The following is a 13,315-nucleotide window of genomic DNA, read 5'->3' on the forward strand; positions in this document are numbered from 1 at the left end:
ATCGAGCTGGGCTTTATGCATTGTGCTGTTGAACGGCGACACGGAAGCCTCCCCAAAGGGAGGCTTTGTTGCGTCCGGACGGAGCCGCCGCTTCTCCATTATCTTCCGTTTTCCTTCTCTTTTCCTGGCTTGTTGTTGGGTGCCGATGCGGCAAACGCCATACCCATGTCTTAATTGCGGGTTTGATGAACTAAGTCGACGGTGATCATCTAAATAAATAGTTACTGAATAAAATTAAAAAACTTTATACCACTGCACTAGGAAAGGACGCGAATGAGCGAGCATCTGTGTCGGGAAGGCCATTGCGGCGAAACCATCGGCCGGCGGACGGTGATGAAAACCGCGCTGGGCGCGGCGGCGCTATTTGCCATCGGCGCCAACGGGGGCGTGAACGGCGTGGCTTACGCGGCGTCTTTGAGCAAGACGCAGCGGGATGCGATGACGCCGGAGCAGGTGCTGGCGGAGATGGCCAAGGGCAATGAACGTTTCCGCACCGGCAAGCCGATGCAGCACGATTACCTGGCGCAAAAGCGTTCCAGCGCCGAGGGGCAATACCCCGCCGCGGTGGTGCTCAGTTGCATAGACTCGCGCGCGCCGGCGGAAATTGTGATGGACGCCGGCATAGGTGACACCTTCAATTCGCGGGTGGCCGGCAATGTGGTGAATGACGACTTGCTGGGCAGCATGGAGTTCGCCTGCGCGGTTGCCGGCGCCAAGGTGGTGCTGGTGATGGGGCATACCGCCTGTGGGGCGATCAAGGGGGCGATAGACCATGTGGAGCTGGGCAATCTGACCGGCTTGCTGGCGCGCATCCGCCCGGCGATTGCGCAGACCCGCTACGAGGGCGAGCGCAGCAGCAAGAACGCGGAGTTTGTCGACGCGGTGGCGCGCAGCAATGTGCTGCATACCATTGATCAGATCCGCAAGCGCAGCGATGTGCTGGCCAAGCTGGAGAAGGAGGGCCGGATCAAGATCGCCGGCGCCATGTACCATTTGAGCGGCGGCCGCCTCGAGTTTCTGTAAGCGCCGTCGATAGGGGGCCGGCGGCGTTCAGCTCGCCGGCGCTCTCAGCCGTTCCGCCATGTCTTCCTCCGAACAGACCTCGATGCCGGCCTGCCGCAATAGGCTGGCGGCCACGCCTTCCCCGTCCTTGAGCGTGCCGGAAAACTCGCCGTCGTAGATGCGGCGCGTGCCGCAGGAGGGGCTGTTGGCTTTCAACAGCGCTTGTCGGCAGCCATGGGCTTGCGCCAGACGCAGGCATGCCTGGGCGCCGCGCAGAAAGGCGGCGCTGACGTCTTCGCCTGCGGCGGCTTCCACGGTGGCCTGGCCGCGCAAGGCGGCCGCGCCGTCGCCGCCGCGCAGTTCCGCCGCCGGCCTAGGCGTGGGCAGCCCGCCCATGCATTCGGGACAGGCGGAGATCAGGGTGAAATCCCGGCGCAATCGCGCCCAGTCCCGTTCAGCCAGCGGTTTGGCCTGGCCGTCGTAGCGCACGGGCTGCCCCAGCAGGCAGGCGCTGACCAGCAAAGTCGGTTTCATTTCCATCGCGTTTCCAATAGCGCCGCCAGCTTGAGCGCGGCGGCGTGAAGTTCTTGTTCCTCCACGCCTGCGTAGCCCAGCACCAGCCCGCTGCGGTCCGGCCGTCCGATGAAGTGCTTGGCCAGCGGGCGCAGCCACAGTTGCTGCCGGGCGGCGGCCTGGCTGAGTTCCTCTTCGTCGAAGCCGGCGGGCAGTTGCGCGACCAAGTGCAGGCCGGCTTCGCCTGCGGACAGCGGCAGCGCGTCTCCCAAGGCGCGCTGCAGGGTGCCGCGCAGCAGTTGTTGCCGCAGTTGGTAGAGTTCGCGCATATGTTTAATGTGGCGGGCGAAATGGCCTTGTTCGATGAAATCGGCCAAGGCCGCCTGCACCTGATAATTGCCTTCTCGGTACAAGCGCGCCTGCACGCGGCGGAACGGTTCCACCAATTCTTCCGGCAGGATCAGATAGCCCAGACCCAGCGCCGGAAACATCACTTTGCTGAAGGTGCCGAGATAAATGACGCGTTCGCTGTCGGCCAGGCCTTGAAGGGAGGCGATGGGGTGGGTGGCGTAGCGGAATTCGCTGTCGTAGTCGTCCTCGATGATCCAGCTGTCGTGCTGTTTGGCTAATTGCAGCAGCGCGAGCCGCCGCGCCAGCGACATGACGACGCCGGTCGGGTATTGGTGGGACGGCGTGATGTAAATCAGGCGCGGCGGCGCGGCCTGATGCGCGGGCGTCGGGGCCATGCCCTGAGCGTCGACCGGGATCGGGACGATGTCCAATTCCGACGCGCGCAGCGCGGCTTGCGCGCCGCTATAGCCGGGGTCCTCCACCCAGGCGGCGTCGCCGGGGTCGGCCAATAGCCGGGCGAGTAATTCCAGCCCTTGTTGCGCGCCCTGGATGATGACGATTTGCTCCGGCTGGCAGCGAACCGAGCGCGATAGATACAGGTATTGGCTGAGGGAACGCTTGAGCTCGGGCAGGCCGCCGTCGTGGCGATAATGAAGATGATCCAGTTGCGGACGCTGGATATGGTGTTGCAGGCAACGCTGCCACTGGGCGTGGGGGAACTGCTTCAGTTCCGGCGTGCCGGGGGCGAAGGCGCCGGCCAGCCCGGTGGGCAGCGAGCACTGCCCGGAGACGCGTTGGCCGCGCTGAGACAGCCCCGGGTGTTGCGGAGCGCGCAGAGGCGGCGAGGCGCTGGGGCTGAACAGGGCGGCGACATAGGTGCCGGAGCCGTGGCGGCTTTCCAGATAGCCTTCGGCGGCCAGTTGTTCGTAGGCGTTGAGAATGGTGTTGCGGCCCAGCGCCAGCTCCGCCGCCAGCGCGCGGCTGGCGGGCAAGGGCGCGCCGCCGGCCAGCTGACCGGCGCGGATCAGTTCGCGCAATAAACGGTAGAGCTGGCGCGCCAAACTTTCCGCGCCCTGGCGTTGCAAGCGCTGACGCAGGAAATCGATCAACCACTCGGCGGACAAAGTGGTTCCTTCGGATTTTGCATGGTGGCACTGTTTGGGGTATGACTTGTCGCTTAGGCTAACAGCATTCCCAGAGCCGCAGGAGAAAAAAATGTTGAGTCAGCAGGATTTTTACGCCGCCAAGCTGGCGTACGAGATGGACGCGGCCGATGTCTGGAGCGCCTTGCAAGCCGGGGAGAAACTGGTTCTGATCGACGCCCGCGCGGAAGAGGCCTTCCGCAAGGAAACCCTGCCCGGCGCCGTGTCCGTGCCGCACCGGACCATGGATGAGGGGAGCACCGCGCATTTGCCCAAGGATGCGGTCCTGGTGTCGTTCTGCGACGGCATAGGCTGCAACGCGTCGACCAAGGGCGCTTTGAAGCTGGCGCGTCTCGGCTTCAATGTGCGCGAACTGCAAGGCGGCCTGGATTGGTGGGTGCGCGATGGCTACGCGACCACGGCGCGCGCCGGCGTCGCCGTGTCCTGCGCATGCTGAAAGGGGCAGCGATGTTGGAAACGGGCATGGCGCAGGCGGGCGAGGCCAACGCTCTGGGGCAGGCGGTGGGATGGCCGGTGGCCGACTGGCGCGAGGCGGCTTGGCCGCCTAAGACGGATCTGCAGGGGCGCTTCTGCCGGCTGGAGCCGTTGCAGGCGGAGCGGCACGGTCCCGCTTTGTTCGCGGCGATGGGCGCGGACGCGGAGGCGCGCAATTGGACTTATCTGAGTTACGGGCCGTTTGCCGATTACGCCGACTACTACGGCTGGCTGGCCGAGCAGCAATGGCGGCGCGATCCGCATTTTTACGCGATCGTGGACGCGGTCAGCGGGGAGGCGCTAGGCGTGGCCGCCTATCTGCGCATCGATCCGGCCATGGGCTGCATCGAAGTCGGGCATCTGAATTTCTCGCCCTTGCTGCAGCGTCGGCCGGCGGCGACGGAAGCGATGTATCTGTTGATGCGCCAGGCCTTTGAGCTGGGCTATCGCCGTTATGAGTGGAAGTGCGACGCGCTGAACCTGCCTTCGCAGCGAGCGGCGCAGCGGCTGGGCTTCCGCTTCGAAGGCGTGTTCCGGCAGGCCATGGTCTACAAGGGGCGCAATCGCGACACCGCCTGGTTTTCCATCCTGGATCAGGAGTGGCCGGCCTTGCGGCAAGGCTTCGAAGCCTGGTTGTCCGCGGACAACTTCGACGCGGCGGGCGGGCAGCGCCGGACGCTGGCGCAATGGCGGGACGGGGATTGATTTTGCCGGCGGACTTCAAGCCGCCCCGCTAGGCAGGTACAATGAGTGTTTGATTTATTGAATAGATTTGCTTGCCAGATGAAATCCCTGCCGCGTAATGCCCGCATCAAGGGCGAGCCGTTCTTGCCCAACCGCTTCATTTTTGGTGATGCCGTCGACGATCAGGGCCTGGAAGGTTCCGAGTACCTGATTCACACGGAAACGCCGGCTTTTGTCTGCCGCCTGCTTGGCGACGACGACACCGACTTTCCCGGCCGCGAGCGGGAAGGCCTGGTCAGCGCCATGCTGTTCGACGAGGCGGACAATGTGACGGTCTATGTCTGCAATCTGCGTCTGCGCTTGTTCGACTTCAACTTCAGCAATGAAGACGAGATGCCGACCGTGGGCCAGTTGCAGGCGATCTGCGACGAGGCGATGCAGGCTTATCAGCGCCTGCACAAGGCCTACGCCGACCGCGAAGCCGCCGGCCCGGTGCCGCGCGAGATGCGCGCCGGCCCCACCGAGCCGCTGCCGCCGGCGGAGCGCGGCCGCGCGGTGAACCAATTGGTGGAACTGGCGCGGCGCGCGGTGGATCAGCCTATGGACCGGGCGCAGCTGGCGGGCGAGGTGCAGATGGCGCTGGCGGCCGGCGATCAGGCGGTGTTCACCGAATCGCAGCTGGCGCTGTTGTCCCAGCCGGCCGCGAGGCAGTTGCTGGTGAATTGCGCGCGCGACGCGATCGCCTTCCCCGAGGTGATGCGCAAGGACGGCGCCGTGGTGTCGTTCGAGCTGTGGGCTTTGCCGTTCGCGTTTTCACGCGCCCAGGGCGGAGTGTGGTGGCATTTCCCGCAGCTGGAGCGGCTGGAGGTGGCGCTGGCGGACGCGCTGGAGGTGCCGGAGCAGTCGATATTGTGGATTTCTCCCACCTTGTTCACGCTGGAGATGCTGAACGAGCGCGCCTGCCAGGACTTGGTGCAATTGGCGCCGGTGATGGACGCCGGCTGCGATTTCGCGCCGCTGGACCCGGACTCCTCGCGCGCCACTTACGAGGCGGCGCGCAAGACCAACGAGCCGCAATTGGTGCTGGCCTGGATTCCCTTCCTGGTGGAGCGCGGCGCTTTGCCGCCGGAGCAGGCGCGCCGTCTGGCGCGCAAGGCGCTGGACGCGGCGATGCCGCTGGTGCAGCAGGCGGTGGGGGCCGAGATGGAATACGGCGAGGCCGAGCTGTTCGCGCCCTTGCCTTGGTGGGAGGCGGTGCAGACCGGCGTGCGGGCCTGGAACCGTAAGCGCCTGGGCGTGACCGCGGCGCTGCTGGCCGCGAGCGCCGGCGGAGTGCAGGAACTGGAGGCGGTGGCGGAATACCAGCCGGAATTGCAGGGTTATGAGGTGGGCTTCCGCCTGCGCGGTCGCGAGGAGTCCGCCGCGCACGCGCCGTGGCTGGTGACGCCGGACGTGGCGCCTGAGCGCGACGAGGCCTGGCGCGATCTGGCGGAATGCCTGAAAGAGGCCGGCATCCCCTTGTCGGAGACCTTGGCCAAGTTCCACTAGGTGCAGGGCTGAAGTGGTCAAAAAAAACGGGCTGGATTTCCAGCCCGTTTCGCATTGGCGCGGCGCTTTACTGGTCGATGCCGCCCAGCAGCACGTATTTGATTTCCAGATAGTCCTCAATGCCGTACTTGGAGCCTTCGCGGCCCAGACCGGATTGCTTGACGCCGCCGAAGGGCGCGGCCTCGTTGGACAGGATGCCGGTGTTGACCGCCACCATGCCGTATTCCAGACCCTCGGACACGCGGAAGATGCGGCCGATGTCGCGGGCGTAGAAGTAGCTGGCCAGGCCGAACTCGGTGTCGTTGGCCATCTGGATCGCTTCCGCCTCGCTGTGGAAGCGGAACAGCGGCGCCAGCGGGCCGAAGGTTTCCTCCTTGGCCACCTTCATCCGCGGCGTGACGTCGGTGATCACGGTCGGCTCGAAGAAGCTGTGGCCCAGCGCGTGGCGTTTGCCGCCGGCCACCAGCTTGCCGCCCTTGGCCAGCGCGTCGGCGATGTGCTCTTCCACTTTGCTCACCGCGTTCATGTCTATCATCGGGCCCTGGGTGACGCCGGCTTCCAGGCCGTTACCCACCTTGAGCTTGGCCACCGCGGCGGCGAACTTCTCGGCGAAGGCGTCGTAGACGCCGTCCTGCACCAGCAGCCGGTTGGCGCAGACGCAGGTCTGGCCGGCGTTGCGGTATTTGGAGATGATGGCGCCTTCCACCGCGGCGTCGAGGTCGGCGTCGTCGAAGACGATGAAGGGCGCGTTGCCGCCCAGCTCCATCGACACTTTCTTGACGGTGTCCGCGCATTGGGCGATCAGCTTGCGGCCCACTTCGGTGGAGCCGGTGAAGGAGAATTTCTTCACGGTGTCGCTGCCGGTCAGCACCGCGCCGATTTCGCTGGAGCCGCCGGTCAGCACCGAGAACACGCCGGCGGGAATGCCGGCGCGCTCGGCCAGCGCCGCCAGGGCCAAGGCGGACAGCGGGGTCTGGCTGGCCGGGCGCACCACCATCGGGCAGCCGGCGGCCAGCGCCGGGGCCGCTTTGCGTGTGATCATCGCATTGGGGAAGTTCCACGGCGTGATCGCGGCGGTCACGCCTATCGGCTCCTTGTTGACCAGGATGCGTTTGTCGGCGCCGGGAGAGGGGATGGTGTCGCCGTACAGGCGCTTGGCTTCTTCGGCGTACCACTCGATATAGGACGCGCCGTAGGCGATTTCGCCCTTGGCTTCCGAGAGCGGCTTGCCCTGTTCGCAGGTGAGGATGACGGCCAGATCATCCTGGTTCGCCATCACCAGATCGAACCAGCGGCGCAGCAGGGCAGCGCGTTCTTTCGCCGGCTTGCGCTTCCAGACGAGGAAGGCCTCGGCCGCGCCGGCCACGGCGCGCTCGGCTTCGGCCTTGCCCATCTTGGGCACGCTGGCGATGATTTCGCCGGTGGCCGGGTTGCTCACCGGGATGGTTTCGCCGTTGTCGGCGTCAAGCCAGGCGCCGTTCACATAGCACTGCTGTTTCAGCAGCGAGGGGTCTTTCAAATTCAACATGCGGCTCTCCAACGCGGAAGATGTCGGATAAGGCCCGCGCCGGGCGGCGCGGGCCTTGGACTTTGAACTGGCGCTTAAGCTTTGAGTGCGGCTTCCAGCTTGGCCAGGGCTTCTTCGAACACCGCGTCTTCTATGGTCAGCGGGAACAGGAAACGGACCACGTTGGCGTAGACGCCGCAGGTCAGCAGGATCAGGCCGGATTCCAGCGCCTTGGTCTGCACTTTCTTGGCGAAGTCCGGGTCAGGCTGCGGGCTGCCGGGCTGATTGAACTCCACCGCCAGCATCGCGCCCAGTCCGCGGACTTCGGCGATCTGCGGCACCGCGCTTTTCAGGCCGTGCAGTTTTTCCTTCAGCAGCTCGCCCAGACGGTTGGCGCGCTCCAGCAGCTTTTCTTCCGCGATGACGTCGATCACCGCCAGCGCCGCGGCCACCGCCAGCGGGTTGCCGGCATAGGTGCCGCCTAGGCCGCCGGGCGCCGGAGCGTCCATCAGTTCGGCGCGGCCGGTCAGCGCGGACAGCGGGAAGCCGCCGGCCAGCGATTTGGCCATGGTGATCAGGTCGGCCTGCACCGGGTAGTGTTCCATCGCGAACAGCTTGCCGGTGCGGGCGAAGCCGGACTGCACCTCGTCGGCGATCAGCAGGATGCCGTGTTCGTCGCAGATCTTGCGCAGCTGCACCACCCATTCGCTGGGCGCGGCGTAGAAACCGCCTTCGCCCTGCACCGGTTCGAAGATGATGGCGGCGACGCGCTTGGGATCGACATCGTATTTGAACAGCTTTTCCAGACCGTGCAGGGAGTCTTCCACGGACACGCCGTGCAGCGCGTTGGGATAGGGCGCGTGATAGACGTCGCTGGGGAAGGGGCCGAAGCCAACTTTGTACGGCGCCACCTTGCCGGTCAGTGCCATGCCCAGCAGGGTGCGGCCGTGGAAGGCGCCGCCGAAGGCGATGACGCCGGCGCGGCCGGTGGCGGCGCGCGCCACTTTCACCGCGTTTTCCACCGCTTCGGCGCCGGTGGTGAACAGCGCGGTTTTCTTGGCGTGCTGGCCCGGGGTCAGCTGGTTCAGCCGTTCGGTCAGGCGGATATAGGATTCGTAGGGAACGACTTGATAGCAGGTGTGGCTGAAGCGGGACAGTTGTTCCGCCACCGCGGCCTGCACCTTGTCGTGCAGATGGCCGGTGTTCAAGACGCCGATGCCGCCGGCGAAGTCGATGTAGCGTTTGCCGTCGGTATCCCAGACTTCGGCATTCTTGGCGCGCTCGGCAAAGAAGCCGCACATGACGCCCACGCCGCGCGGGGTGGCGTCGGCCTTGCGTTGCATCAAATCCTTATTGCTCATCTGCTCTCTCCTCGACGTTGTGCGGTCGGCGCCGCATCGGACGGGCCGCCGCGAATCGGTGTCGGAACGGGGCCGGTCTGTCATGGCGCCGGTTGCCGCTCCGTGGTTTTTGCTTTCATTATTGCTGTCTGACCATCTCAGGCATTCTATGTTCGTGTTTAGCAAAAAGCTACACATGCCCTAAAAAATTAAACACCTGTTGCGTGGACGTCAGCGGGGGAGGGAGAGGGGCGGAAAGCAGCGGAAGAAGGCGGCGGCCATGCCGGTTGGCATGGCCGCGGAGAAGCGGATTTAACGGCGGATGACGGCGTTGACCTTGCCCAGCACCTCGCTATCCAGCTGGCCGGCGGCCTGGGATAAGGACAGCCGCGCGATCAGATACTCGTACTTGGCGGTGGCCAGGCTGGTCAGCGTCGAGTAGTAAGCCTGCTCGGCCTGCAGCAGATCGATATTGGTGCGGATGCCGACCTCCTTGCCCAGGCGGGTGGATTCCACCTTGCTCTTGGCCGAGATCAGCAGTTGCTCCTGGGCCCGCACCAGCGCCGCGCCGTTGGTGACGCCGAGGAAGGTGCGGCGCACGTCTTCGCGCACCTGGCGGCGGGTGGCTTCCAGCTTGTCCTTGGCGGACTCCTGCTGCGCCGCCGCCTCGCGCACTTGCGAATTGATGCCGCCGCCGGCGAACAGGGGCAGGGTGACGCCGACGCCTATGCTGCTGCCGCGGGTGTGCGGCTGCTGCATCGGGGCGCGGGTCTGAGTGTCGCTGTAGCCGGCGGTCAGGCTGATCACCGGCAGGTGGCCGCCCTTTTTCTCGGTGACGTTCTTGTCGGCGATCTCCAGCGCCTGCTCGGCGGTCTTGATGCTCAGGCTGTTGCGCAGGGCCAGCCCGATCCAGGCTTCCAGCGTGGCCGGGGTCGGCAGTTCCAGCGGCAGTTTGTCCAGCACCGGCTGGATGGTCTTGGGGTCCAGCCCGGTGATGCGGCGCAGATTGTTTTCCGCCAGCTCCAGGCTGTTGATCGCCTTGATTTCCTGGGCCACCGCGCCGTCGTAGCCGGCCTGAGCCTCGTGCGTGTCGGTGATGGTGGCGGTGCCCACTTCGAAGGCGGTCTTGGCCTGCTCCAGTTGTTGCTGGAAGGTTTTCTTGCTGGCGCTGGTGGCGGACAGGGTGTCCTTGGCCAGCAGCACGTTGAAATAGGCCTGCGAGGTGTCCAGGATCAGCTGCTGTTCGGCGGCGCTGAAGCTGGTTTCCGCCTGCTGCGTCGCCAGTTTGCCTTTTTGATAGCCGGTGTATTTGCCCACGTCGAACAGCGGCTGCTGCAGATTGACGCCGTAGGTGGTGGAGTCGTAACGGCCCTGGCCGGCCGGCGCGATCGGATTGGTGTAATTGTAATTGGCGGTGGCGCCGACCTGGGGCATCAGCAGCGCGCGGCCCTGCGGCGCTTTTTCGCGGCCGGCGTCCAGGTCGGAGCGCGCGGCGGCGAAGTCGGCGTTGTAGTCGCGGGCGGCGCGCCAGGCTTCCACCAGGTCGAAAGCGTGGACCGGCAGGGCGAAGCCCAGCAGCAACAGGCTGCCCAGCAGGGGCGAGCGGAATCGGGTCTTGTTCATTGGTGTTTATTTGCTCGGTTTGTTTTGTGTGCTTGTGTGTGGCGGCAAGGCGCCGTCAGGCCTGAGGCCGCCGTATCTTGAACCATTGCGCGTACAGCGCCGGCAGGAACAGCAGGGTCAGCACCGTGGCCACCAGCAGCCCGCCCATGATGGCCACGGCCATCGGTCCCCAGAACGTGCTGCGGCTCAGCGGGATCATCGCCAGGATCGCCGCCAATGCCGTCAGCATGATAGGCCTAAAACGTCTAATTGTGGAGCCGACAATCGCATGCCAGGGATCGATGCCGTCGCGAATATCGTGCTCGATCTGATCGACTAGGATAACCGAGTTGCGCATGATCATGCCGGACAGCGCGATCACCCCCAGCATGGCGACAAAGCCGAAGGGCGCGCTGAAGGAGATCAGGGTCAGCGTCACGCCTATCATGCCCAGCGGCGCGGTCAGCAGCACCATGATGGTGCGCTGCACGCTGTGCAACTGCAACATCAGCAGGGTCACCACCACCACCAGCATCAGCGGCGCCACCGCGGCGATGGCTTTTTGCGATTTGGCGCTGGACTCCATGCTGCCGCCGGTTTCGATGTGATAGCCCAGCGGCAGCGTCCGCTCCAATTCTTGCATCTTGGGCTGCAACTGCCGGGAGATGTCCGCGCCCTGGGCGCCTTCCGCCGGGTCCGCGCTCACGGTGATGGCGGGCAGGCGGTTGCGCCGCCAGATGATGCTTTCCTCAGGCTGGTATTCGATGTGTCCGATTTGCGACACCGGCACGAAGCGGCCGCTGCCGGTTTGTATCATCAAATTGCCGAGGCCGGCGACGTTCTTGCGCTCGTCCGGATTGAGCCGGGCGACGATGGCGATGGCCTGGTCGCCTTCGCGGAAGCTGGTGACGGCGGCGCCGGAAATCAGCATCTGCAATTGCTGGGACAATTGCTGCGAGGACAGGCCGAGCGCGCGCGCCTTGTCCTGATCGATGCGGATGCGCAGCGCCTTCACCTGCTCGCCCCAATTGATGTTGACCTGGCGGGTGGACGGATGCGCGCGCATCAGCGCCTCCACCTGGGCGGCGATGGCGCGCACCTTGGCGTGGTCCTCGCCCATTACCCGGAATTGCACCGCGTAGCCCACCGGCGGGCCGTTTTCCAGCCGGGTCACCCGGCCGCGGACATTGGGGAAGTCGTTGTCGAACAGCTTTTCCAGCCGTTTCTTCACGTCTTCGCGCACATGTTCGTCGCGGGTCATCAACATCAGCTGCGCGTAGTTCAGATGCTGCAGCTGCTGATCCAGCGGCAGATAGAAGCGCGGACTGCCGCTGCCCACGTAGCTGGTGACGCTGACGATGTCCGGGTCGCGCTTGAGCAGCGCTTCCAGTTTTTCCACTTCGCGCTCCGTGGCCTGATGGCTGGCGCCGCGCGGCAGCCACATGTCCACCATCAGCTCGGGCCGGTTGGAGGAGGGGAAGAATTGCTGGGCCACCAGCAATTTGAAGGCGAGCAAGGACAGCACGAAGGCGGCCAGCGTCAGCGCGATCACGGTCTTGCGCCGCTCCAGGCACCACTCCACCACTCGGCGGAAGCGCCGGTAGAACGGCTTGTCGTAGACATCGTGCGCCTCGTGGTGTTGCAGGTTTTCCGGCAGCAGCTTGTAGCCCAGATAGGGGGTGAACACCACCGCGACGATCCAGGACAGCACCAGCGCGATGCCCACCACGGCGAACAGGCTGAATACGTATTCGCCGGCGTTGGACTTGGCTATGCCCACCGGCAGGAAGGTGGCGGCGGTGATCAGGGTGCCGGTCAGCATCGGGAAGGCGGTGCTGGTGTAGGCGAAGGTGGCGGCCTGGAATTTGCTCCAGCCCTGCTCCAGTTTCAGCGCCATCATTTCCACCGCGATGATGGCGTCGTCCACCAGCAGGCCCAGCGCGATGATCAGCGATCCCAGCGAGATGCGTTGCAGGTCGATGTTGAAGAAATACATCGCCAGAAAGGTCATCGCCAGCACCAGCGGGATGGACAGCGCCACCACGATGCCGGTGCGCAGGCCCAGGCTGAAGAAGCTGACCGCCAGCACGATGACCACCGCCTCCACCAGAGAACGCATGAATTCGCTCACCGCGTTCTTGACCACCTTGGGTTGGTCCGATACCGAGTGGATCTCCAGACCCACCGGCATCTTGGACTGGATCTGCCGCATGGCCTCGTCCAGGTTTTTGCCCAGGCGCAGCACGTCGCCGCCGGCCTTCATGGTGATGGCCATGCCCAGCACCGGCTTGCCGTTGAAGCGCATGGTATTTTGCGGCGGGTCGATATAGCCGCGTTTGACCGTGGCGATGTCGCCGAGGCGGAAGGTTTTGCCGTTGACGGTGACCGGGGTGGCGGCGATGGCCTCCACGCTGGCGTAGTTGCCGGTGGGACGGACCCAGATGCGGTCGCTGGCGGTTTCGAACACGCCGGACGGCGTCATCGCGTTTTGCTGTTGCAAGGCTTTCCAGATCGCGCCGGTGTCCAGGCCTAGCGAAGCCAGCTTGGCGGTGGACAGGTCCACGTAGACGCGCTGCTCCTGCACGCCCAGCAGGCTGACCTTGGCCACGTCCGGCACGCGCAGGATCTCGCGCTTGGCATCCTCCAGGTATTGGCGCACTTCCTCGTAGCTGAAGCCGTCGCCGGCGAAGGCGTAGATATTGCCGAAGGTGTCGCCGAACTCGTCGTTGAAGAAGGGCCCCTGGATGTCGGCCGGCAGGGTGGCGCGGATATCGCCTATCTTCTTGCGCACCTGATACCAGAGCTGCTGCACGTTCTTGGGCGGCACGTCCTCGCGCACCGAAATCAGCAACAGGCTCTCGCCGGGCTTGGTATAGCTTTGGACGAAGTCGATTTCGCCCATTTCCTGCAGCTTCTCCTCCAGCTTGTTGGTGACCTGCTGTTCCATTTCCAGCGTGCCGGCGCCGGGCCAGTAGGCTTGCACCAGCATGGCCTTGAAGGTGAATTCCGGGTCTTCCTTCTGGCCCAGCTGGGTGTAAGCCCAGACGCCGGCCAGCATCAGCATCACCATCAAATAGCGCACCAGCGACTGGTGGCGCAGCGCCCATTCCGACAGGTTCAGTTTTTTCATG

10 protein-coding genes are annotated in these 13,315 nt (G+C 65.0%); 4 read left to right on the forward strand and 6 right to left on the reverse strand.

Going from position 1 to position 13,315, the window contains the following annotated elements; translation table 11 throughout:
• Positions 1 to 273: 273 nt before the first annotated feature.
• Complete coding sequence (locus QUG03_RS21095; RefSeq protein ID WP_107798039.1) at positions 274 to 1,023, forward strand: carbonic anhydrase family protein; 750 nt, start codon at positions 274 to 276, stop codon at positions 1,021 to 1,023.
• A 27-nt stretch (positions 1,024 to 1,050) separates the two neighbouring features.
• On the opposite strand, the gene QUG03_RS21100 is transcribed toward QUG03_RS21095, so the two are convergent.
• Positions 1,051 to 1,536 carry a 2-thiouracil desulfurase family protein gene (locus QUG03_RS21100; RefSeq protein ID WP_500820915.1) on the reverse strand — a complete coding sequence of 162 codons (486 nt, stop codon included), beginning with the start codon at positions 1,534 to 1,536 and terminating at the stop codon, positions 1,051 to 1,053.
• Positions 1,533 to 2,990, reverse strand: a complete 1,458-nt coding sequence (gene pdxR, locus QUG03_RS21105; protein ID WP_500820916.1) for a MocR-like pyridoxine biosynthesis transcription factor PdxR — start codon at positions 2,988 to 2,990, stop codon at positions 1,533 to 1,535. The genes QUG03_RS21100 and pdxR overlap by 4 nt, the downstream gene beginning before the upstream one ends.
• Positions 2,991 to 3,081: 91 nt before the next feature.
• On the opposite strand from pdxR, the gene QUG03_RS21110 reads away from it, so the two are divergent.
• From QUG03_RS21110 to QUG03_RS21120, 3 genes are all read left to right on the forward strand, one after another.
• Positions 3,082 to 3,465: a rhodanese-like domain-containing protein gene (locus QUG03_RS21110; protein WP_253315086.1), complete on the forward strand. Its 384-nt coding sequence runs from the start codon at positions 3,082 to 3,084 to the stop codon at positions 3,463 to 3,465.
• A gap of 11 nt (positions 3,466 to 3,476) precedes the next feature.
• Complete coding sequence (locus tag QUG03_RS21115; protein WP_227106752.1) at positions 3,477 to 4,208, forward strand: GNAT family N-acetyltransferase; 732 nt, start codon at positions 3,477 to 3,479, stop codon at positions 4,206 to 4,208.
• 78 nt (positions 4,209 to 4,286) lie between these two features.
• The gene (locus QUG03_RS21120; protein WP_107798043.1) at positions 4,287 to 5,735 is read left to right on the forward strand and encodes a hypothetical protein; all 1,449 of its coding nucleotides are present in this window, start codon (positions 4,287 to 4,289) and stop codon (positions 5,733 to 5,735) included.
• A gap of 67 nt (positions 5,736 to 5,802) precedes the next feature.
• Here the strand turns inward: QUG03_RS21120 and gabD are convergent, their stop codons facing one another.
• The 4 genes from gabD to QUG03_RS21140 all read right to left on the reverse strand — a co-directional run bounded on the left by gabD (position 5,803) and on the right by QUG03_RS21140 (position 13,314).
• The gene (gabD, locus tag QUG03_RS21125) at positions 5,803 to 7,263 is read right to left on the reverse strand and encodes an NADP-dependent succinate-semialdehyde dehydrogenase (protein WP_107798044.1); all 1,461 of its coding nucleotides are present in this window, start codon (positions 7,261 to 7,263) and stop codon (positions 5,803 to 5,805) included.
• 74 nt (positions 7,264 to 7,337) lie between these two features.
• A complete protein-coding gene (gene gabT / locus QUG03_RS21130; protein WP_107798045.1) occupies positions 7,338 to 8,603 on the reverse strand; it encodes a 4-aminobutyrate--2-oxoglutarate transaminase in 1,266 nt (421 codons plus the stop codon).
• Between the two features lie 291 nt (positions 8,604 to 8,894).
• Entirely contained in the window at positions 8,895 to 10,205 is a 1,311-nt protein-coding gene (locus tag QUG03_RS21135; protein WP_500820918.1) for a TolC family outer membrane protein, read from the reverse strand.
• 55 nt (positions 10,206 to 10,260) lie between these two features.
• Positions 10,261 to 13,314 carry an efflux RND transporter permease subunit gene (locus QUG03_RS21140; RefSeq protein WP_500820919.1) on the reverse strand — a complete coding sequence of 1,018 codons (3,054 nt, stop codon included), beginning with the start codon at positions 13,312 to 13,314 and terminating at the stop codon, positions 10,261 to 10,263.
• Between the last annotated feature and the right edge of the window lies 1 nt (position 13,315).

The organism is Chromobacterium sp. CCUG 30098, assembly GCF_059916605.1.